Source organism: Microbulbifer maximicatervae (SeqCode) (assembly GCF_056232625.1).
Genome location: NZ_CP174324.1, coordinates 310,399 through 331,690 on the forward strand (window position 1 = coordinate 310,399; position 21,292 = coordinate 331,690).

Genomic DNA, 21,292 nt, shown 5'->3' on the forward strand with positions numbered 1-21,292 from the left:
CTCTCACAGAACCGTACGTGAACCTCTCAATTCATACGGCTCTTCGTATTCAGCACATTTTCAATCTTCCCATTCTCCAGTGTGCAAACAAGCCGCGCATTTGTTGACGAACCTTACCAATAAAGGCCCAACTCTTGAAACAGCTTCGCTTCAGATGCTTAAACTTCTTCCTAGCCCAACGCATCAGCGTTTGATCAAGATACTTCTGTAGCCGATAAACACCATATCTCCGCCCAAAGTGACCATAATAGTTCAGCCAACCCTGTATTGCGGGATTAAGTACCTTTGCCATTTCAGATAGTGATCGATCCACCCAGTTAATCACACGCCACTGCCTAACCTTATCCTTGATCCTCTTGAAAGCTTTAGGGCTCATTGATGGACCAAAGGCGGTGAAGGTTTGTCCATGGCGATTCTTTGCTTTCCTGGGACCAAATCGATAACCCAGAAAGTCAAAATGAATCACAGGGTGGTTGTCTTTGCGGTTGCTGTTCTTGCAATAAACCTTGCGGGTTTTCTCTGGATGAGCTTCAAGCCCGCAGGAAGTCAGGCGTGCCTTCAGCGCTGCCAGTAAGCGATCTGCTTCCCGGGGATTACGACAATGGTAAACCGCATCATCAGCGTAACGCTCAAAAGGAATTTCTTTGTGCGTTCTTACCATCCAGACGTCCAGCGCGTAGTGCAAAAACAAGTTCGCCAACAGTGGGCTGATTACGCCCCCTTGTGGAGTGCCTTGTGTTCGCTCTTCAAACTGTCCATCCTGATGCTGTACCGGAGCCGTCAACCAGCGCTGCACATAGAGTCTGACCCACCGATGATCATTATGTTTATCTAATGCCTTCAGTAGGAGTTCGTGATTAATATTGTCAAAGAAACCTTTGATGTCTAAATCAACCACCCAGATTCTATCCCAGCATCGTTGTCGAGTTCGGCGCACTGCGTCTATAGCAGACTTACCTGGTCGATAACCGTAGGAGTCAGGGTGAAAGACCTTCTCCAATTCTGGTTCCAGCAGTTGCTTAGCCACCATTTGTGCAATGCGATCTTCGATTGTGGGAATACCCAGTGGTCGCAGGCTGCCATCGAGCTTCGGAATATCCACTCGTTTGACGGCTGATGGAAAATAGCTGCCAGATGACATTCTATTCCACAGCTTGTACAGGTTTCTGGCGAGATTCGATTCGTACTGCTCTATCGTTATCCCGTCAATCCCCGCACCGCCTCCATTGGCCTTGATCTGCTTCCACGCTTCCCAAACCGCCCGTTTGGGAATATTGAATGGCTTTGCGCTAATCGTTAATTCCTCCCCCTCTGGGTTGATTACACGGTTAGTCGCCGAATACGACAACCCCTTCGCTCCACGACCATTACAGTCACTTCTCCACTACTACGGGTTGTTCCGCCCCTGTGCCCAGTCTTGGTACTCAACGTCTTGTAGGGCCTCTACTTGACGCTCTTCCTTAACACCTGGACGACAGGTTCTCCTGTTCCACCCAAAAGCCTGTTGTGTGTTCACGCCGCCTTTATGCCGGATGTCACTTGGTCGGTAAACAGGTAACCTCCAAGCTTATCCCCGCACTTAGCCAGTGCACGGGTTTTGACATCATCTTGGTAATCCGCTTTCGACACCTCATCAGCGGTTCATTTGCATTCGTCTCTACACAACATACCTGACGTATCTCGTACGCCTTTTCCTCAAGCGCTTCTAACCAAAGCTCTTTACTCCGATCACCTTGAGGCGGTTTGTTACCACTTCCTGCAAAGCGATAACGGAGGGCCGACCTCCATCTCCTGGATAGCACGTATTTATTTATTTTTTTTATTTATAAAAAATAAATTAAAAAAAATACTCAGGACGCACTGGCTATATGGATAATACGCTAGAAACCCGCTCGTCTTCAATAAAGTGGAGTACATTCAGCGGCTTGGGGCCTGCTCCCAAGCTCTGGAAGCCTAGCGCCCGCCTTTTCCTCTTCTCTGCCTACCGCCCCCGCGCACCACCCCACATTTCCTCCAAACGTTAAGCCCAAGCTTCCCCACCCCGGAAGCACCCAAACTTTGACCATCGAAGGAAATAAGTATGTTGATCTTAAAGCGACGGACAGGTGAACTTCTAAGGATTGGAGCAAATGTCTCAGTCACAGTGCTGGAGGTGAAAGGCAATCAAGTGAAGATAGGTATAAGCGCACCCAAGTCACTCCCCATCCACCGTGAAGAAATCTATGTGCGGATCAAAAAGCAGCAGCGGGCAAAGGCCTGAATATCCTAAAAAGGGTAGGGCGACTTGAGGCACCCAATAATTGAAAGCGGGATTCCAAGAAGAATCATTGCGCCTCTGCCCGTAAGGCGATATACGCGCTCTGAATCGAATGCCTCTTAGATGCCAAAGGTGACTAGCTAGCGAACTCGGAGTGGCCGTGCTGATGTCTTGGAAGTGTTTAACAAGCAGACCCTCTTATCCGACAGGAAGAGAGGGTAGGCAAGCCTTGCCAGCGCCATAAGATGTGTACTCAATGCTTGGCTTGCTATGCACAGATCCTCCAGATGAATGTTGCCGAGCCCACCAGCTGCTTCAAGCAACCTCCGGGATTGCGCTGAAGACAGAGCCTAGGATAAGTGAAGATGCTTAGCCTTTTGATGAAGGAGGAATATTCCCGTCATTGCTCCCTAGCTCTTGTGTACTGAGTCAGTGATCAATCCAGCTGCCAGCAATGGAGGTTCCACTTTTGAAGGAATCTATGCTTTGGTTTTTCTGCTCCTCGCAGCTCATCCTTTCCTGGATGGAGCCTCAAGCGGCTCGCCTACCCTGCAAAGTACCACCCCACAACGCTAGATTTCAATCCATCACGTTTTTCCGAACCTGTATAACCAGCCGCCCAGATTCGTTATCGCTACTTACAAGGGTAGTAGTAACGGAAGCCCTGTTGACGCCAGGTGATAAAAAATCAGGAGATCAATAAGGTTGGGGCAGGGAGAGGGCAGAAGTGACTAGCTAGTATAACCCTCAGATTATAAACTTTTAGCTATTCAAATTGGCTAATATCGAACGAAAAGTGTACAGCTGTGCAATCTATAACAAAAATCAGCGATAGCTGTTCCTATTTCTAGGTGAAACTTAGTAACTCATTGATACTTAAAGGGTTCAAAAGTTGATGTAAAGCAGAGCAAATACAGAGTTGTAAAGACGCTGCTTTGTATTTATTTTTGCGTATTTACACAGATTTACGATAACTTATTGGTTTTTAAGTCTTCAGAGGAAGTGGAGTATAGAAATATAAAGCAGGGTGATATAAGGAAGTTTCTTTTAAATTAACTGTTATACGTCTTTGAAGTGAAGGAAAGTTCTAATTGAAACTGATAGGAAAAGAAAAGTTTAAGCAATGGAAAGAAGAGCGGAGTATCCCTGAAGATGTCCGTTTCGGTACGAGCAGAGCTTATTACGGTCTGTGTTTTCGTTCTAGACCAGGTGCATTGTATGTAGATCGAGAATCGATCGTACATTGGTCCTATAGTCCGAATGATTGCTCGGCGGCAATGTTTGAAAAGGAAATAAAAATCGCCATTCCACTTGAATGTATCAAGTCTGTAGAAATAGAAAACTTGAGTTTCTGGTGGAAAATAGCGTTTATGGGCGCTAAATGGGTTGTAAGAATTGAGACCGATTCGGATAAGCATGAAGTAGTTCTTTATGAAGATCCATCAGATCTTGTGGCCCCGATAAAAACAACCAGTCCGCGGGCCCAATAACAAGTTTAGGCTGGCGACGCCCTAGCGTGCACACGCTGCTAAAATCGTTAACCCTCAAGGAGAGTCATGAGGCATCTACTGAAAATAATCGTTATTTCTTCGTTGTTATCTGCCCAAGGGGCATTGGCGTGCTCATTTAGCGGCTCTGATTTATTCAAGCCCACTTTAAAGCAATGGGAGCAACACCCTGGTCCAGCTCAAAAGGGAGAGAAAGGAGACTATTGGGAGCAAGTTCCTGCTCCTATCGTTAGAGTATCTGGCATCACCAGAGGTTCAAGCGCACCGGGAAGCTCCTGTTCTGATGCTGGCACTTTGTCTCTGGAAATCTCCCTCCCCAAAGAATCCACATACTCAATCGAAGAGTTTGGCATTTATTTCCGAGTTAAAAACGGAGTTCTGCCAGATGCTATTTTCCCGGACTTACCCGTGGTCGGAGCAATTGAAAACGGCAAGAGTAATATCTTATTTGCGTGGCTGGATGGGCACCCATCTCATCAAATCGCGCTTGATTTAGAAATTGAGGTATTTCTTGTTACCAACGGCCTAAACGTTGGTCCATCAAGTGTTTTTACCGTCAAAGCGGGCAAGGGTTAACAAGTGACTATGGTTGCCAATCAAGTTATTAAGCCATACTTTCATCCCTGTAGGTGTTATTTTTCACCATCGTATTCAGGATCGTAATCTGCTTTCTCATGCTGGCAATTAGAGCGACCCTTTAAATTTGCCAGCATTTATACATCGGCTTTAGTTTGGGATGATGCTGTATGGCCGGCCTGATGGAAACAAACAGAATCGTGCGTACACAATGCCTTTCGCCCCGAATGTATCTCTTTCCCTGGAAGCTGACGCTAGCACGGTTAATCGGTGCGACACCTACAAGTGCAGCGATTTCTTTACGGTTCAATTCTCCGAGCTCAGGAAGTTCACTCATCAGCGTATAAGCCAATACATTTCCGACTCCTTTAGGGTTCAACAATAGGTCGCGCCTTTGCTGCCACTCAGACACACTGTTATCCAGTTTTTTTGTTGATACCTTGTAACTCTTTTCTAATGGTGCTTAAAATGGTCTGGATAGGTTTGTGTACTGATCTAGGCATCCGCTGAAGCCGACTCTTTTGCATTGTGCTCATTTCTATGCACTGGCTTCTTGCAGATCAGTAAGTCACTGATCTCCCTAAGTTTTTCTGGTTTTAGCGTCGACAACCTTGGCTTCATGGCCTCACCACAATGTGCAATATCTATTGCATCTAGCTTGTTAGTCTAGGCGAGGCGACCTGCGGATTTAGCGAAGTTTCTTATCTGCTAAGAACTGCAAACAACAACAGGTAAACCAGCTTTGTCGGCGGCGTAAACAAAATGTAACTCGAGTCTTCCCGTGGACTCTATTAATACTCTTTGAGGTTTAATCGGTTGTAGTTGTTTAATGGCATCCTTATTGCCGTTTTCATTATCGGCAACACTAAAAAACTGACCAGTAGGTCTTACATAAATATCGAGCTGTTTACTGCTGGTGTCGATACCGGCATTGATATCTTGAGGTTCTATAAGATAAGCTATTTCCGCCTTGCTATTCAGGCTCGAGGCCCACATGACTATCTGAGTTATGCCTAGTGGGTGTCTGTCATGTTCCTACTTGTTATAAACCTGCGCAGCAACGAACGGTGACAAACAAGGCCTTCGGTGGCCGCCGAAGGTAGGTCTCAATTTACCCGTTAGCGAAAAAGATTTTCAACATCAGAATCGATCAAGAACAACCATACAAACGCAAGCAGTTTGCTGCGGCCCTTCGGGCCTCCGCGGGAGTTATGATTTTTTATGCCTAGAAAGATACAAAGAATAGGATTAAGGCACTATGGAGCTAAGACGGTTGAGTTGAATAGTTCCGTAGATTGGGAGTCAGTGGTAACCGAAGTTTTCATCGGTTTTCTGCTTGGAGTCTTCGCTTATATGGGGTATGTAGGTGGAATTCTATTGCTCTTTGTCCCGTGCTTCATCGGATCAGTTATATGCTTCTGCACAGTGATAAGAAGTGCTGTGTTGTATTCCTGTAAGAAATCTAAAAAGAAGCGTGCTGATGGCCCAACTTCATAACAAGCGGCTCAAGTACACAGGCTTCGCCTGCCGGGCTCGCTGCTGGGCGTTGTGCTCACAAGGAAAGCGAGTGAAAAGAGTCCCGATATTTATTTTAATATTCCTCATTCTTGTGCAAGCGGGTTGTACAACGAAATCACAAACTAAGCCTCCACTGGGAAAGAGTGCGTTTAAACGGGAGTTTCTTACAGATTGCAAAGGTATAAAAACAATCTACGAGGGGCACAATAGCTCAGGCTACTATTTTGAGGGCAATAGCGGCGGAGCAATCACAAAACACTCAATTAGCTTGTCAGAAATGGCATCGTGGCTCAAAGAGTGTGAAATTGATCCAAGTAGCGTAAGCCAAATAATAGAGTAGCAATAATGTCAGCATTGCATAACAAGCAAAGTTGCACCGCCCACTACATGGGCTGGACAGTTTTTCAGCAGCTTCGCTGCTTCAAATCTGCCGCTGTTTGCGGCGTTATGTACAAGACTTACCCACGCTTGGTAGACACCCTGTATAGTTAGGTTTAGACCTATTGCAGATGATCGATGAATTGGCACGTCGTGCATTGGAAATGGCTCTAGAGCGACGATAAATAAAGCCTGGACTAATAGTTCGATCTGACAGGGGGAGGCAATATCGGTCGCAGAAATACTAGTATCTCTTGTCCGAAAGCAAGTGCAAGCCGAGTATGAGTCGCCAGGCTAACTGTTGGGATAATACGGCAATGAAATCATTCTTTAGCAGGCTAAAAGTCGAGCTGGCCTATGCCGGAACATTCGAAAGCGAAGGGCAAGCAAAATCTGAGGTGTTTGAATACATTGAGATTTCTACAGTAGGGTTCGTAAGCACTCTGCATTGGGCTGTGTAAGTCCAGCAGAGTATGAGCGAAAATACGTATAGTTGGAGAGTCTACTTTTTGTGGGCAAGCCCAGTCTAAGGCAACGACCAAGAAACTCATGAGTAAATACGAAAAATCCATTAAATTATTTGGCGATTATTTATTCGAGTCAAAATTTGATAAAGACAATGCAGAAAAAGATTTTTTGTATATGTACTTCTACTCGAAAAAATTTTCTAGATTGATGGCCCTACTTTTTGGAGAACAGAGCTCTCCATTTTGGGGTTACCTCCCAAGGAAGCTTAGAGAAGACAAGGACGGATGTCTGGCATTTGCCTCTCCTATTATCGAGAAAAGTAATACTAAAAGTGGGGAAGTTTTTATTAATTCGGGAGAGGAGATCGACATTGAGGAGTATTTCAGTGTTGTTCACTCTATCGATTCACCTAATAAATTACTCACACACTTATTTAAATTCGACAAAAATATGGTGGGGGTAATAGAGAGATATTGGGTGTTTCTATATCTCTGTTGTGAATCTGGTCTATCGGAAGCCGCTAGGATGTTAACTGATGTGGAAATCCAGTATCGAAATCGCTGGGGAAGCGCGAAAGAACTTGATGAGTACATAGTTAAAGAGTTTATAGAAATATATGAAAAGACATAGCAAGCTGATGTAATTTGCTCCGGGTCTTCGCCCCTCTATGGGATAAAGCCGCCCCTACTGAGTAGATGCTTACCTTTTGAATGGGGTAGGTGTCTACTCAATACGAGAGAGTTTCCTGGGGGTAATTACATGACAAGCCCAAATTCCAGAGGCTCATCATCATTCGAAATGAAGGCAGTGGATATGAAATGTTACAAATTTTACTCAGCCTTCTAACGCGATTCTTTATAGAAAACGGCAATAGAGCGGTAGATGTTCGAGGGTGAGCTAGATTAGCAAAGAGTAATTAAGATGAGGTGACTGTATTGATCTATGCCATGTACCCAAATTCTATTTAGTCGACTTCAAATTTGTTGCACTGCTTGACTAATTCCTAAAAGCCTTGAGGCGGCTTTCAAAATCCCGGTTAAATGCAGCCTTGATGGTGTGAGATACTAAACCACTTTGGGTGGGAGGCGTGCGTTCGATAACATAGCCTCGATTTCTAAGATCTGAATGCCGACGACTCCAGCCCGGGAGTCTCAAATAGTTGTCCAATTGAAAAGGCAATGCGTTCGGCGTATTCAAACGCTTACACGGGTTAATAGAAATAGGTATCTGGGCTGGTTGCTTTAGGCTGAGACACGAATACGCCGTTAAATCGAAGAGTAATTAGTGCCAATTGACATTGGTATGGGTAGAGTTAAGGCTTTTAAATGAAGCTGCGCAAGCAGGGATTACTCCTAGGTTGAAGTTATAGATCTCAGTCAATTGCCTCTTGGAGTTGTATAGATGAAGGTTTGGGTCGATCTAATTTAGGTAGAAAGACCCACTCATCCCACAGGTGTCTGTTCGTTACATGAGTGCTATAGATGATGAAATATACATTGGATTGTTGTAATATTGAATGTATTTTTGATATTTAAAGGGGGTGAGTGTTGAAAAATTTTGCTTTTTCTCTGCTGCTGATGCTTGTAACTCCAAATGTATTTGCAGAGCCTAGCTGGTCGTATGGCGAGATTGATTTACTTGAATCTTTTTCTGATTATGTGGTTATAAGATGGACTGGGCCTAAAACTCAAGAGTGTGGTAGCGGCAGTCATGCGGTAAGATTTGATGCTGACTCTTTGGGTAATGAGGCAGCTTTTAACCGTGCTGTATCAATTGCAATGACAGCTCAAGTTAGCCAAAAGCCTATTCGTTTCAAGTTGGACGGATGCATTGGTGAAAAGCAAAAAGCCACTATAGTTCAGCTGTGTACCAATTCAGATTGCACTTACAATAGTTAAAATAGTTATTGCAAAGAATACCCTTGTGTTCTTAAGCGCATGGGTATTCCTCCCCCTCCCTCACACAAACACAATTAAAGTCATAAATTATCGCTAATTTACAATTGAAGGGGAAATGCATACAAGTTGTTTTTGCTCTATTTGGGTTTGTTTCTTGTTTTGGCGTTATGAGTAGGTAAGTATTAAAGTTACATTTATTCTCTTATACACTATCTTCCGTGGGTATTGTACGGTCTGAGCTAAAAAGCAGAGGGTAGGTGGCATCTAATTGCTCCATAGGTAAAGGCAGGGTAATGAATTTAGTGGGGGGCTCAGTCAATAATAGTAGTATTTTATTACCAATACTTTCTTTTATTGCATGAAGGTTAATTTATTTAAATAAACGGAAGGGAGCTCCAATGAAGAATTTAATCTTTTCAGCTATGTTGGCGATATCTTTCCCTATATCGGTGTACGGCGACTGTAGCGGTGTGTGGAATATCAGTGGTAATGTATATGTAGAGGGAGTTGAGTTTCAGAAAAAAGAGCACGCTGGTGAGATGTTCTGCTATGTGGAGTTTTATTACGATAGTGGGGGTTATTTGCCAGACAACTATATTCTCGAAGAGTGCCATATCGGTGAAACGGTACTAGATTGGAGGGGGGGAAGCAAAGGCCCTAACTACATTAATAATGATAAGCAAGGAGCCAGATGCAAAGGGAGATTATGGAATCAGGAGAAAGCAAGCGTACACCTATCATCATTGTATTAATTAGAAAAGTAGTTTATTGGCATCTATAGATTGGAAAGGGGTGTCAGTTGTATGGCAAGCCTATACTCTGAAGGCTTTTTATTTGCGAATAATAAACAAGGAAAAAATGCTGGGAATTTTTACTCAGGTTTTAAAGTTTAATGTTTAACTAGAGGGATGGTGGTCGCCTATGCCGTGAACTAAAAATTTATTGAGCTGGCTATAAGCTTGTTACAGTACCCCCTTCGATCCCGTAAAACCATTAAAGTAATCTTCAAAGTTTAGGCTGATAGAAGACCAGCATTTGGATGATGCATTAATCCACCCTGGAATAAATGGAATATTTTTAGCCGTGTGATTGTTCCTGAAATCTAAATTGCGATCCTTCTCTTTGGAGGCTGCATACAGATAATTCTATGGGTTAAGCAAGCGTGGTTTCGCCAAGAGAATAGAAACCACTTTATGCCGTTACACCCAAAGCTTCCGAACACTGGAGATGCTTGGTTTAAACTTGAAACTTGAGACGGTAACAGCTGGCGATCCATTTTTTAGATCGCCTGGAGAAATACATCCGCTTATAGCTGTCTAGCGTATGCTGAGTTTTGGGCGCTCTACCTGATGTCTATACTTATCTTAAATTGATAACTATTAAGAAAAGGTCACTGCACGCTCATTCAAATCATAATACTTGGTATTAACCTTAATCTTGACAGAGCTGCCAGTAGCGTCAAACCAACCAAGATACCCAGTAACCTCTAGGCTTTTATGGGTGGTGGCCATCGCCTCACGTAAACGCTGTGCCCAGGGCCTTAGCCTCTCACCGTCATAACCTGACCCGCAAGCACAGAGATGCAGGTCCACAAAACTACCAGGCAAACCTTCTTTAACCAAAGTAGCTGCTAGTTGCGTCGGGGTATAGGTTTTCCATTCTCCACCCTGCCACGACTCTACGCCTCTCTCGAAAACTTTGGTTTGTTTATTCTTACCGTTATTGCGTTGAGCACCAATTTGCTCACCGTCACCAGCGCCAGTACCATGAGAAACAATATAAAGAGTATCTCCAGATTTGAGGCTACTGAGACACTTATCAATCCAGCGGTACATAGACTTACCAATACCGGATGTAACCTTGTTGGCAAGAATATGATTCTTCGGAATACTCCATGCGCTCGCCATATTCTCCGCAAACTCTAGCATTTCTTCACTGTTTACCGGGAGGTAAATATATTTTGCCATTTCGACACCTTGTTATTATCACGGTGACAAGATTATAACACTAAGCTTCGTTCATAAATAATTATTCAGAGTATTGTGTGGTTAGTGAGAGTTGTCAGTTACACGGTAAGTGTCAGTTTCTGTGAATTATCATCTCTGGTTTAGAGGTAAGACACTTAAAATGCTGGGCGTTTGTGTTATAGCTTTAAAGACTAGCTTTGGGATAAAAAGTAAAGGGTTGTGGTGTCGGATGTATTGAGCAGGGCTAGACTAGCAGGAAGTTGCTGAGAGGAAGTACTGGCGGCTAGCTATCCTGTATGCCCACGCTCATTGAGCTGGCTAAAGACCTTTGGTGCTGCCCTCAATGATCCCACCCAGCAAGCGGTCTTACGGTTGAGATATGGCCGGCGTTGGGGGAGATAGCAAACTACCTCGGGATTGGAGGTCAGCTCTCAGACATGCAGCCCTATTTCTGGAAGATAAATACGGCCTGATCACTTGGCTGACAAACAGCAGGTCAACTTGCAGTACACAAGTCAAATAATATCCATTAGAAGCTCGCTTTTCAGGGCGACAACTTCTTGTAGTTTTGCCAAAGTATAGTGGCTGAGGGTGCCGTTATGACAGCTTTGAGGTCTTAATTAGCGTCTGCCAATGAAGAATAACTTTGCAATCTATCCTCTTAAGGGGTGGCTCTTTGTTGATAGAAAGTACGATATTGTAGTGATTGTTCACTACAGCTTAGACTGTGGTATCAATGATAAAACTCCTATTACTTGTGTATACGGCTTTTAACCACACAGCACGCAGCAGGATGGGTAGTTATAAGGAAGTGTTGCATCAAGAAAAATCTCGGCGCGTCACAGCAGAGCCTCTGGCTAAACATATGCAGATAAACGTCCAGTGCTCTATAAGATCTTACTCGATTGTTAATGAGATTGGCGCTTGAGACTTTATGTTGGGAGGATATCTATAGACAACGGGTACCAATATCGCATTCTTTGTGTCAAACATAAAGCGAGTTAGGAAATGGGGCTTTTGAAGTTATGTACATATATGTTGCGGTATGCGACAAATTGCAAGGGTATAGTTAAGATGTATCAGACTTATCCCCTAAGTGTTAGCCCCTTGTCTATATTACGAATTGCTTATCTATTCGTGAGGGGGCGACTAACAGTATTGTGATCGGATTAATATTCAGGCGAATGAAAGTTCGGTATGGATGGAAGCTACTTATGCGATCGGCAATTTATTATTCTTTTCATTGCTCTCTTGACAAATGACAGTGGAAGGAGCTGATGAGATATCCGGTTTCAGGTTTGCAAAAATTAGATGAATACCCTTCAGTTAGTTTCTCTGGCGTGCTTATAGGAGTTGGACTTTTACTGTTGGGGCTGATGGGCAGGGCATTAGGCGCACAGGAAATCAGTTCCTCAGCAGCAGGGCAAATTAAACTGGCTAACGGTATCGCTGTTAATTATTTAAAGAAGGAGCTAGAAAGCAGCCAGAACTTGGTTTGGATTGGTCATAAAATTCCCGATACGGATTCCGTGAGCGGAAGCTTGCTCGCAGCCTTTATTTATGGAGGTGAACCAAGTATTCCGAGTAAAGTTAACCCGGAAACTCGCTTTGCAGTTGAGCGATGTAATGCGAGTGATCCAAAAATTATCGAGGATTTTTCAGGAAAGACTGTTGGACTGGTTGATTTCAACCAAAGCACTCAACTACCAGGCGGCATCGATCCAGACTCAATCGTGGCAATAATCGATCATCATGCAATTGGTGGGTCGCCAGTCAACATTCCAAATGTGATCAATATAGAAGTTAGACCCTGGGGATCAACTGCGACAATTTTAGCTGACCATGCACAGATGCTTGGCATTGAGTTACCAGTGAATTTAGCATGTATGGGATTGGCTGCAATCCTCTCTGATACCGTGAATCTGACATCACCGACTACTACCGAATATGATAAAGCCTATGTTCAAAATTTGGCCGATAGAGCAGGCATAGATGATGTTAATAAATTTGCAGAGAATATGTTGCTGGCAAAATCTGATCTGGGTGGGTTTTCAGCTACGGACATTATTTTACTTGATTATAAGAATTTTGAGTTTGGAGGAAAGAAAGTCGGAATTGGTGTTGCTGAAACACTTACACCCCAGGAGTTGATCAATCGGAGGTATGAATTAAAGTCCGCTATGGAAGAGATTAAGAAAGAAAAAAATATCGATCACTTGATCTTTGCAATTGTCGACACTCGTGAAAATAGATCTTATCTCCTTTGGAGTGACGATCAAGACAAAGATGTTGTTGTTGCGGCTTTTGGAGATCAGGAGGTGGATGACATGGTTATTGCCGAGGGGGTGATCTCACGTAAGCGCCAAATTGGCCCTGCTATACAAAGAGCTCTAGAAAATTGAAAGGTTTATTTGTTTATTGAGTTCTCCAAAAATATTTTATTTCTGCGTTGCTCATTCTTGGGTGATGATAAAATCGGGCGGGATCATTATCAAGAAAGAGAAGATGTCAGAAAAGCTGGAATAAAATTGGCTTATGCCAGGTGTGAGAATTTACTACAAGTAAAAAATGGAGTGCGGATAGTTTCGCTGGCGCCAGGATACCTCGATCGTCAACGACGATTCTGATTGAAATGGTTGGAGATCATCAAATATTTCGAGTACTTATAGGATTGTCCTTGGTAAGGTAAAGTCAATTGTGTGGGAGATAATGTTTCATGATAACTACCTCTATGACAATTTAGAATGTGTTGTAATTGATTCTTGCCACTTCGCTTTTAAGTAAAAGTGGGTGGAAGTATTTATATGATTAGTAAGTAATTTATAGTTTTAGAAGGTTTTATTTTCTCAGGATAATTCCCCCCTTTAGATTGTTGGGCATATATTTCTAAAAATCTTATGGAGGTAAAGATGAGATCTGATATAGGCGATATCTGATTGTTGTTTCCATTGTTAAAGATGTACAAATGTGGGCGTGATAACAAGATTTTTAAATGTTTTATGCTGGGTTGAGTGAGATTGGAAGGCTTTGAATATTTTAGGCTTCCTCTCCAAAGAAATGCCTTCCCTGTACTTTTTGTATGTTTATGTTTGTTAGTAGGGGATAAAGCGGTAAAGCCCAGCGATAGTCTGGAGATATGATAAGTTCATTAAATTGTATTTCCTTGTTCATGTTGTGTGTACCAATTTTCCTTTCCCTAATACGAGTTTGGGTTCGTCAAAGTTTATGCTGCTCCAGAACTGGTACCTTTGATTCTTGGTATCTTAACTGCCAAAACAGGCCCCTAAAAAATCTTTTGGAGTTGTCAGAGTCACAAGCACGGAGGTCTTACTACTGGATACGCTAACCTGAATCCTAAATAAAGAATCGGTTACTTCACAGTTAATGCAATCCCAAGGTATTATGGTAGATGTCGCAGTAGATCAAACAAAACCTTTGTTCCAAATTCAGGGGGGGCTGGACGATGATGGCATTTCGGACATTAGAATAGTAGTTGGTGGTGGTACCAGTAATGGTTTTCGCGGATTAATCGCGATAGTTCTCAGGTTCTATTCCTCCAATATTCTGGAATCATTTATTAGTGAAGTGGCTTGGCGATATGATAGTTTTCTGGAGCCGGAGTCGAGAGGACAGTGGAAGATCCTACTTGGTAAGGCTTGAACTATTTGAGGCTTCAAGTCTCTCTTAAATCCATTGTTCTACCATGATCTATCTACAATGTGCATTTTGTCGCTTTATTCGGTTTGTTTGGCGCATTATCTAGATCTAATGGTTGTGCTTTGTTTAAGAGCGTAGTGAAAATAGCGGCACAATTTAGGAGGATCTAATAATGATAAAAACAACAGCCAAGTGGGTTGGCGGGATGCTATTACTTGGAATGGTTGCAGTTTCAGTCTTTGCTGTAAATGCGATTTATTTTAAACCGTGGTCTATCAATGTGTATTTTGAAAGGGCCTTTATAAAAATCCAAAGTACCAGCCCGGAAACACTCTCAATTTTTCGTATGCTAGAACGATTTGGGATTGATGGCCATAATGCTCATCTTGATGATGTTTCTGAAAAGATGGAGCTGCATGAGATACAGATAGTTAAGGATGAACTATCTACTTTAAGAAGCTATGATCGATCTAGCCTCGATGATCGGCAGGCAATTTTCTACGATATTCTGGAGTACTACCTGGAGAATCTTGTAGAAGGAGAGCGCTGGAGGCATCATAATTACCCTCTCAATCAAATGTTTGGTGTGCAAAATGCTCTTCCGGAGTTTCTCGTTGAATTGCATCAAATTAATAATGTCAAGGAAGCTGATTATTATCTCTCCCGCTTAAGTGAAGTAGATAGAAAGTTTTCTCAAGTATTGGATGGGTTGAAAATTCGGGAGCAGAAGAAAATCTTGCCTCCACGTTTTGTAATTGATCGTGTGTTGAGCGAAATGGAAGGATTTATTAACGTTCCTGTGCATGAAAACATACTCTATACCTCTTTGGAAAGGCGACTGGATACCCTTGAAACTCTGCCAGCCAAAGAACGTACACGCATTCTTGATAGAGGGAAAATATTAATTGAATCAGATGTCTATCCTGCATACGCAAGCTTGATCGCCTATTATCAAGAATTACAATATAAAGTTACAGAGAATAATGGCGTTTGGGCCCTTCCTGAAGGTGATGAATTTTATGCATATCAAACACGTATTCATACCACTACAAATCTGACTCCTGATGAATTGCACCATACAGGATTGATGGAAGTGGAACGTATAGAAGACGAAATGAAACAGATCTTTGCTTCTGTAGGTCTTGATACGGGTAGCATTAATACCCGTTTCTCTGCAATAAATAATGATCCTCGGTTTCTTTATGAAAATTCAGATAAGGGCCGTGAGCAGATTATCAAAGACTATCAATTGATTATCGATGAGATTAACGCAGGTATTGACGATTATTTCAATATAAAGCCAACTGCGGGTGTTGAAGTTAAGCGAATTGCGGAGTTCAAAGAACAAGGCGCACCTAAAGCATACTATATGCCCCCGGCAATTGATGGGTCTCGCGGAGGGGTGTTTTATGTAAACCTGCGCGATGTTCATGAAACAAAGAAATTTACCATGCGAACTTTGGCTTATCATGAGGCAATTCCAGGGCACCATTTTCAAGAGGCAATTGCAAAAGATTTAGAGGGATTGCCAACTTTTCTTAAAGCCGTATCAAATACAGCTTATGCGGATGGCTGGGCTCTTTATACAGAGAGGCTAGCCAAGGAGATTGGTTTTCAAGATGATCCCTATGATGATCTTGGGCGATTACAAGATGAGATGCTTCGTGCTGTTCGTTTAGTGGTAGATACCGGTATACATCACAAGCGTTGGAGTCGAGAAGAGGCGATTGAATATATGGTGAAAACGACCGGTTTTCCGAGAACTGAAGTCACCACTGAGGTTGAGCGCTACTTCGTGATGCCGGGTCAGGCTGTAGCTTACAAAACTGGTATGTTGAAGATATTGGAGTTGCGAGAACGTGCTCGTCAAAAGTTAGGGAATAAATTTGATATACGTGAATTCCATGATGTGGTACTAACTAATGGTGCCGTACCACTGATGGTGTTAGAGCAACTAGTTGATCACTGGATTGTCACTAAGAAAGTCTATGAGAGTTAATAAAGAGGCATTTCAAACGGTATTATTTGCTATTTAGAGTGAGCTCGCGTTAATTGTAATAGAGATCATCAAGGTCATTGTAGCGCTTGAATAGGGGGTTGAGTTCGACTCATACCCCACTACTGAACCCAAACAGATAATGGCCTGCTTGCTGCGGGTCATTTTTTATTTATCCCTTAGAATCTCCATCGCAGCGTTATGTCCAGGCACTCCAGTAACGCCGCCTCCTGGGTGGCTACCGGAGCCACAGAGGTACAGCCCTTGGATCGGCGTGCGGTAATCGGCAAAGCCCATGAAGGGCCGGTTGCTCCACAGTTGGTCCAATCCTAAGGCACCATGGAAGATATCCCCCCCCATCAAGCCAAATTTGCGTTCTAAATCTAGAGGTGAGTGAATTTGATGAGCGATGATGGAGTCATGGAAATTGGGGGCATGGTTAGTGACAGTATCGATAATGGTTTGTGCTGCTTGCTCGCGATAGTCATCCCAGCTTTTAGCGTCCGGCAGTTCTGGAGCAAATTGTTGGCAGAATAGGCTGGCGACATGTTGACCCTCGGGGGCCAGGGAGGGATCGATGGTGGAGGGGATCAATATCTCTACTATGGGTTGCTTTGACCAGCCGTATTGAACCGCATCTATATAGGCCTGCTCCAGGTAATCCATGGTAGGGCCAATGACGATTCCTGACTTGTGGTGTGGTTGCACGTGAGTACCGGGTTTGCATGTAAAGTCTGGCAGTTCAGACAGTGCGACATTCATACGGAAGGTGCCGGACCCCACTCTAAAACCACATACACGGCGGTGGAACTCTGGGTCCAGGTGTTGTTCGTCAATCATCTGGGAATAGAGTAGTTTAGGGCCGACATTAGCGATTACTTTATTGGCAGTAATGGTCTCCCCGCTACTTAGTCGTACCCCGGTAGCGCGATCACCATCGATAAGCACTTCTTTAACTTCAGCGTCTGTGCGAATAGTGACCCCGAGGTGCTCTGCTTCTTTACACATAGCCTGAGTGATAGCACCCATACCGCCCATGGCATGACCCCAGGCGCCTTTCTCACCGTTTACTTCTCCAAATACATGATGTAGTAACACATAGGCAGAGCCGGGAGTATTGGGGGCGGCATAGTTGCCGACAATAGAATCGAAGGCAAGCGCGGCTTTGACATGGTCGTTCTCAAACCAGCTATCGAGTACGTTGGTAGCACTCTTAGTGAACAGGTCCAGAGCATCTCGGCGTAATGCCATGCTTAACTTTTTTGCTCTAAGCCCAAATCCACCAGCGCGAACCATGTCCACAAGGCCGCCTCCCACGTTGGGGGGAGTGCGCAGTAGCTCTTCGCGCAGTATGTTCGCAACGCTTTCGAGCATGGAATAAAAGTCAGGTAGCGTGGCTGCATCCCTCTTCGAGAAGCGGGCAATTTCAGCCTGTGTATCGAGAAAATTCTTATGGAAAGAAAGGCTTTCATTATCTGAAAGTGGATAAAAATTAGATTGAGGCCGTAACTTTATATCAAGGCCATGTTGACGGAGGTGCAGCTCCTCAATGATTTTCGGGTTGAGTAGACTTACGGTGTAGCTTGCTACAGAGTTCCGGAAGCCCGGGTGAAATTCTTCTGTAATCGCGGCGCCACCGACTATAGATCGGCGCTCTAGGATTGTTACAGCTTTTCCCGCTTTTGCCAAATAGCAGGCGCAGACCAGGCCATTATGGCCACCACCGATAATTAAAAAATCCTTCATTATTATTCTCTAGTTGGATTATGGTTGTACAGATTGTTGCCAAAAAAAATCAAAAAATAAAGGGGCGACTCAAATATACCTTTCCTAAAGACTGATCCCTTTTATTTTTAGTCTAAGGCTAAAATAACTGGCGATCCAATTATTTTGGCACACTGGCCCTAAGCTCTATGGGGATGCTCCTTTGTGCTGCCTGTAGTAAGTAATAGAGATACTCTATCTTACTTTAATCCTTTTGGGGTCGGGTGACTATTTTGAGAGGTAAAGTCTAATCAATGAGTTAAATCAAATGAAAAACCGGTAGTCGGTGTGAATAATAAGTGCCAGTATAATGAGCAGCAATATTAATTTTACCAGGCACTGAAGGGATGAGGATCAATTCTTCCAAATTTAATTTCTCTAAGTATGCTCTATTGGAGCAACGATTTCACCTAGATTAAATAGGCGGTTTAGAATTAATCCAGTGCAAGTGTTTAACTCAAGCCCTAATTATTTGTTGGTAATCTAGCTGTTGCAATATGATGCAAATCGGCGCCATCCTTCTTCAAAAAGAGGAGGATTTCATTGGCTGTACTATCATTTGTGTCTAGTGATGGTTGATTGATAAAGCTATATTTCGAGTTTTTGCTTAGTAGATTCGTGACATTCTGAATGTAGTTTCTGTTTAGAAAATTAGCCCTTTTCAGCTCGTATAGAGACTGTATTGGGCGCAGCAATGGATATTATGATTCGCTCATAGCTTTTCCTTTAAGTGTACTAGGGTATCTTTCCTCAAGCTGCTAAAAAGTAATTGAGAATAAGTGATTTATATTGTTCTAAAGAAACGCCGCCAATTACATATCATAAGCCCAATACAGAACAGGCATATCTTTTAGTACTGTCTATAAAAACTTGATGCAATAAATCATTTGGCGGCTGGGAGGTAAACAATATTAGGTGATCTAAGATTTATCACTCACCGACAGGGAGGGGTTCTCTTGACAGTAGCTGCGCGCGCACTCAAGATTTGCATGGGGCGAGAGCATGCCAAAATTAAATTTCTTCAACAAACGGTTTTTCTTAACCGCGCAGGGCCAATCTTGATTGGCCAGGGCAGTTTTACCTAGCGAGATAATATCTGCTTGATTACTCTCTAGTACCTGACTTGCCTGCTTTGGCTCGGTCACGCCACCATTGGCGATCACTGGCAGACCGCTGTACTTCTTCGCTAGCTGCGAGAGTGATTCCGTGCCTTCAAAGGCCGGAGCGCTTATTTCAGGCTCCGTGGTGTGAATATAGTCGGCGCCGTATTGTCTCACTAACTCGAAGACTTTGGCAGCTCCAGATTCGCCTTCGTCCCAGATGTGGTTGGTATCGTTGACTTTCTTCTGCGAGAAGCGAACACCTACCGTAAAGCCATCTCCGACTGTTTCCCTTACAGCTTTTAGGGTTTCTTTGTAGATACGTAAGCGGTTATTAAGTGACCCGCCAAAGCAGTCTTGTCGTTTATTAGTGTAGGTGGTCAAAAATTGATCTAGAAGATAGCCATTAGCTCCGTGGATTTCGACGCCATCAAAGCCAGCAAGCTGGGCTAAGTGGGCAGCCTTAGCAAAACCTTCAACAGCCTGTGAGATGTCCTGCTGTGTCATGGCCTCTGGTATGGGGTAGGGGCCTTCGCCATGGTAGAAAGGCATCTGGATTCCCAATGGGCGAATATCAGAGGGTCCAGCAGTTCTGTTGGCGTAAGGGTTGTGCTGGGAGAGGGCTCCGGCATGCATTAACTGGGCAAATACCCTTGCTCCTAGTGCATGGATATCATTGGTAATTGGCTTCCAGCTCTCTGCGTGGCTGAGACTGGCCATGCCAGGTTGATTTCTATAGCCCTGACTAAAAAGTTTATCGGTATAAAGCCCCTCTGTGATAATCAGCCCAAATCCACCACTGGCAAATTTCTCGTAATACTCCCCCATTAATGGCCCCACCCTGCCATCTGGCTCTGCACTGACCCGTGTCATGGGCGCTACGGCTAGTCTGTTAGGTATATAGAGCTTTCCAATCTTAGTGTCGTTAAATAGATTACGGTACTTGGTAGTCATAAATCACTTGTGCTTGTAATAAGTTTCCTCATTTTGACAATTCACAAAATGTTATGTAAATGAGTCATTCTGTCGTTACATTTTTAACTTTTTATTGAATATGCCGGGTATTAATCAGTTAGAGAGCTTGAGAGTATTCTGTGCCGTGGTGGAGCGCGGGAGTTTTACCGCTGCGGGGAAACGGCTGGGGGTTTCTGCCGCCTGGGTGTCCAAGTCGGTAGAGCGATTGGAATCTCAGCTAGGGGTTACGCTTTTCCATCGCACTACTAGGCACATGCAAGTCACCGACGCTGGGGAGCGTTGTTATTCACGTGCTATTGACTTGCTCAATAAATGGGATGCTTTAGAAGATGACCTATCGGAATCCCGTGAGAGTCATAGTGGGAAGCTGCGGGTAAGCGTGCCTATGTCCTGGGGGTTATCCAAATTTGGTCCCATTCTAAATGCATTTATGGATAGCTATCCAGATATTAGCCTCGATATCCAGATGGGGGATCATCATGTCAATGTGTTAGAGGAGAAGTTTGATCTCGTATTACGGCTCACTAATGAACTAGTTGATAGTTCATTACTTTGCCGAAAAATAACCAGTTATCGCAGAGTTGCATGCGCCGCACCCAAGTATCTAGAACAATATGGTGAGCCGCGCAACCCTCAAGATCTGAGTGATCATTCATGTCTAGTGTATACCTTGCCGGACATGCCTAGAGTGTGGCAGTTTAAGGAAAAGGATAAATTGCTAGAAGTTTACCTGGAGCCTAGACTCGTTTCCAATAATAGTAAACTACTCCATAGGGCTCTATTAGAGGGAAAGGGGATTGCCTTGATGCCTGAGTTTATTATCGCTGATGACCTTGGTAAAGGAAGACTGGTCCCGATATTAACAGGCTTTGAAACGAAAAGGCTGAACCTTTATTCAATGAGGCCTGGAAATAGGCGGCCCACCTATCGCTTGACGCTACTGACAAATTTTATAGATAGTCATTTGAGTGAAGGTTCAGGTGACTTAAGCATATAAATTTTGTACTTTTCTGTTTTCAAGAACTATTTATAGGATTTCTCAAATGTTAAATAATAAAAATAGGTTGCGATTCTTAGATGGGTGGCTGAGGCATGTCGCTTTACTGTAAAAATTGCTTGCGAGGTTGAAGCACATCAGTATTTCTTAAGTGGCCCATTGATGTGCTTCGTGATTGAGACTCAAGTGTAAATCGTTACGTTAATATCAAATGATGATTGCAAGTGAGATAT

The 21,292-nt window shown here is 43.5% G+C and carries 17 protein-coding genes; 11 read left to right on the top strand and 6 right to left on the bottom strand.

Annotated features, from left to right (window positions below):
* Nucleotides 1-49: 49 nt before the first annotated feature.
* A complete protein-coding gene (ltrA, locus tag ACJJI6_RS01370) occupies nucleotides 50-1,348 on the bottom strand; it encodes a group II intron reverse transcriptase/maturase (RefSeq protein WP_475711195.1) in 1,299 nt (432 codons plus the stop codon).
* A 732-nt stretch (nucleotides 1,349-2,080) separates the two neighbouring features.
* Between ltrA and csrA the strand changes: the two genes are divergently transcribed.
* The 3 genes from csrA (at nucleotide 2,081) to ACJJI6_RS01385 (ending at nucleotide 4,341) form a co-directional block, all read left to right on the top strand.
* The gene (gene csrA / locus ACJJI6_RS01375) at nucleotides 2,081-2,260 is read left to right on the top strand and encodes a carbon storage regulator CsrA (RefSeq protein ID WP_444893306.1); all 180 of its coding nucleotides are present in this window, start codon (nucleotides 2,081-2,083) and stop codon (nucleotides 2,258-2,260) included.
* Nucleotides 2,261-3,348: 1,088 nt separating this feature from the next.
* Nucleotides 3,349-3,747 carry a hypothetical protein gene (locus ACJJI6_RS01380; protein ID WP_445354645.1) on the top strand — a complete coding sequence of 133 codons (399 nt, stop codon included), beginning with the start codon at nucleotides 3,349-3,351 and terminating at the stop codon, nucleotides 3,745-3,747.
* Between the two features lie 66 nt (nucleotides 3,748-3,813).
* On the top strand, nucleotides 3,814-4,341 hold the full coding sequence (locus ACJJI6_RS01385; RefSeq protein WP_444897877.1) for a hypothetical protein: 528 nt from the start codon (nucleotides 3,814-3,816) through the stop codon (nucleotides 4,339-4,341).
* A gap of 121 nt (nucleotides 4,342-4,462) precedes the next feature.
* Here ACJJI6_RS01385 and ACJJI6_RS01390 read toward each other — a convergent pair whose 3' ends face one another.
* Nucleotides 4,463-4,753 (bottom strand): transposase, encoded by a 291-nt coding sequence (locus ACJJI6_RS01390; protein ID WP_475712259.1) that lies wholly within the window; start codon nucleotides 4,751-4,753, stop codon nucleotides 4,463-4,465.
* Between the two features lie 296 nt (nucleotides 4,754-5,049).
* Complete coding sequence (locus tag ACJJI6_RS01395; protein ID WP_475712260.1) at nucleotides 5,050-5,337, bottom strand: hypothetical protein; 288 nt, start codon at nucleotides 5,335-5,337, stop codon at nucleotides 5,050-5,052.
* Nucleotides 5,338-6,554: 1,217 nt separating this feature from the next.
* On the opposite strand from ACJJI6_RS01395, the gene ACJJI6_RS01400 reads away from it, so the two are divergent.
* From ACJJI6_RS01400 to ACJJI6_RS01415, 4 genes are all read left to right on the top strand, one after another.
* Nucleotides 6,555-6,698 (top strand): IS3 family transposase, encoded by a 144-nt coding sequence (locus ACJJI6_RS01400; RefSeq protein WP_475712261.1) that lies wholly within the window; start codon nucleotides 6,555-6,557, stop codon nucleotides 6,696-6,698.
* 88 nt (nucleotides 6,699-6,786) lie between these two features.
* Nucleotides 6,787-7,335 carry a hypothetical protein gene (locus ACJJI6_RS01405; protein WP_444897873.1) on the top strand — a complete coding sequence of 183 codons (549 nt, stop codon included), beginning with the start codon at nucleotides 6,787-6,789 and terminating at the stop codon, nucleotides 7,333-7,335.
* Nucleotides 7,336-8,252: 917 nt separating this feature from the next.
* Nucleotides 8,253-8,603, top strand: a complete 351-nt coding sequence (locus ACJJI6_RS01410; protein ID WP_475712262.1) for a hypothetical protein — start codon at nucleotides 8,253-8,255, stop codon at nucleotides 8,601-8,603.
* Nucleotides 8,604-9,001: 398 nt separating this feature from the next.
* Nucleotides 9,002-9,355 carry a hypothetical protein gene (locus ACJJI6_RS01415; RefSeq protein WP_475712263.1) on the top strand — a complete coding sequence of 118 codons (354 nt, stop codon included), beginning with the start codon at nucleotides 9,002-9,004 and terminating at the stop codon, nucleotides 9,353-9,355.
* A gap of 627 nt (nucleotides 9,356-9,982) precedes the next feature.
* Here the strand turns inward: ACJJI6_RS01415 and ACJJI6_RS01420 are convergent.
* Nucleotides 9,983-10,570: a hypothetical protein gene (locus ACJJI6_RS01420; RefSeq protein ID WP_413662643.1), complete on the bottom strand. Its 588-nt coding sequence runs from the start codon at nucleotides 10,568-10,570 to the stop codon at nucleotides 9,983-9,985.
* A 1,277-nt stretch (nucleotides 10,571-11,847) separates the two neighbouring features.
* On the opposite strand from ACJJI6_RS01420, the gene ACJJI6_RS01425 reads away from it, so the two are divergent.
* The 3 genes from ACJJI6_RS01425 (at nucleotide 11,848) to ACJJI6_RS01435 (ending at nucleotide 16,226) form a co-directional block, all read left to right on the top strand.
* Nucleotides 11,848-12,972, top strand: a complete 1,125-nt coding sequence (locus ACJJI6_RS01425) for a manganese-dependent inorganic pyrophosphatase (RefSeq protein WP_475712264.1) — start codon at nucleotides 11,848-11,850, stop codon at nucleotides 12,970-12,972.
* A 982-nt stretch (nucleotides 12,973-13,954) separates the two neighbouring features.
* On the top strand, nucleotides 13,955-14,230 hold the full coding sequence (locus tag ACJJI6_RS01430; protein ID WP_475712265.1) for a hypothetical protein: 276 nt from the start codon (nucleotides 13,955-13,957) through the stop codon (nucleotides 14,228-14,230).
* Between the two features lie 169 nt (nucleotides 14,231-14,399).
* Nucleotides 14,400-16,226, top strand: coding sequence for a DUF885 domain-containing protein (locus ACJJI6_RS01435; RefSeq protein ID WP_475712266.1), 1,827 nt, complete (start codon nucleotides 14,400-14,402; stop codon nucleotides 16,224-16,226).
* Between the two features lie 165 nt (nucleotides 16,227-16,391).
* Here ACJJI6_RS01435 and ACJJI6_RS01440 read toward each other — a convergent pair whose 3' ends face one another.
* Nucleotides 16,392-17,969, bottom strand: a complete 1,578-nt coding sequence (locus tag ACJJI6_RS01440) for a phytoene desaturase family protein (RefSeq protein WP_475712267.1) — start codon at nucleotides 17,967-17,969, stop codon at nucleotides 16,392-16,394.
* Between the two features lie 938 nt (nucleotides 17,970-18,907).
* Nucleotides 18,908-20,041, bottom strand: coding sequence for an oxidoreductase (locus ACJJI6_RS01445; RefSeq protein ID WP_475712268.1), 1,134 nt, complete (start codon nucleotides 20,039-20,041; stop codon nucleotides 18,908-18,910).
* Nucleotides 20,042-20,168: 127 nt separating this feature from the next.
* On the opposite strand from ACJJI6_RS01445, the gene ACJJI6_RS01450 reads away from it, so the two are divergent.
* Nucleotides 20,169-21,059, top strand: a complete 891-nt coding sequence (locus ACJJI6_RS01450; RefSeq protein ID WP_475712269.1) for a LysR family transcriptional regulator — start codon at nucleotides 20,169-20,171, stop codon at nucleotides 21,057-21,059.
* The last annotated feature ends 233 nt before the right edge of the window (nucleotides 21,060-21,292 follow it).

Excerpts from the sequence above, each read along its gene's own strand:
- ACJJI6_RS01420 (WP_413662643.1), bottom strand. The coding sequence starts at position 10,570 with ATGGCAAAATATATTTACCTCCCGGTAAACAGTGAAGAAATGCTAGAG.
- ACJJI6_RS01445 (WP_475712268.1), bottom strand. The coding sequence starts at position 20,041 with ATGACTACCAAGTACCGTAATCTATTTAACGACACTAAGATTGGAAAG.
- ACJJI6_RS01395 (WP_475712260.1), bottom strand. The coding sequence starts at position 5,337 with ATGTGGGCCTCGAGCCTGAATAGCAAGGCGGAAATAGCTTATCTTATA.
- ACJJI6_RS01425 (WP_475712264.1), top strand. The coding sequence starts at position 11,848 with ATGAGATATCCGGTTTCAGGTTTGCAAAAATTAGATGAATACCCTTCA.
- ACJJI6_RS01385 (WP_444897877.1), top strand. The coding sequence starts at position 3,814 with ATGAGGCATCTACTGAAAATAATCGTTATTTCTTCGTTGTTATCTGCC.
- csrA (WP_444893306.1), top strand. The coding sequence starts at position 2,081 with ATGTTGATCTTAAAGCGACGGACAGGTGAACTTCTAAGGATTGGAGCA.
- ACJJI6_RS01400 (WP_475712261.1), top strand. The coding sequence starts at position 6,555 with ATGAAATCATTCTTTAGCAGGCTAAAAGTCGAGCTGGCCTATGCCGGA.
- ACJJI6_RS01430 (WP_475712265.1), top strand. The coding sequence starts at position 13,955 with ATGCAATCCCAAGGTATTATGGTAGATGTCGCAGTAGATCAAACAAAA.
- ACJJI6_RS01405 (WP_444897873.1), top strand. The coding sequence starts at position 6,787 with ATGAGTAAATACGAAAAATCCATTAAATTATTTGGCGATTATTTATTC.
- ACJJI6_RS01440 (WP_475712267.1), bottom strand. The coding sequence starts at position 17,969 with ATGAAGGATTTTTTAATTATCGGTGGTGGCCATAATGGCCTGGTCTGC.
- ACJJI6_RS01415 (WP_475712263.1), top strand. The coding sequence starts at position 9,002 with ATGAAGAATTTAATCTTTTCAGCTATGTTGGCGATATCTTTCCCTATA.
- ACJJI6_RS01435 (WP_475712266.1), top strand. The coding sequence starts at position 14,400 with ATGATAAAAACAACAGCCAAGTGGGTTGGCGGGATGCTATTACTTGGA.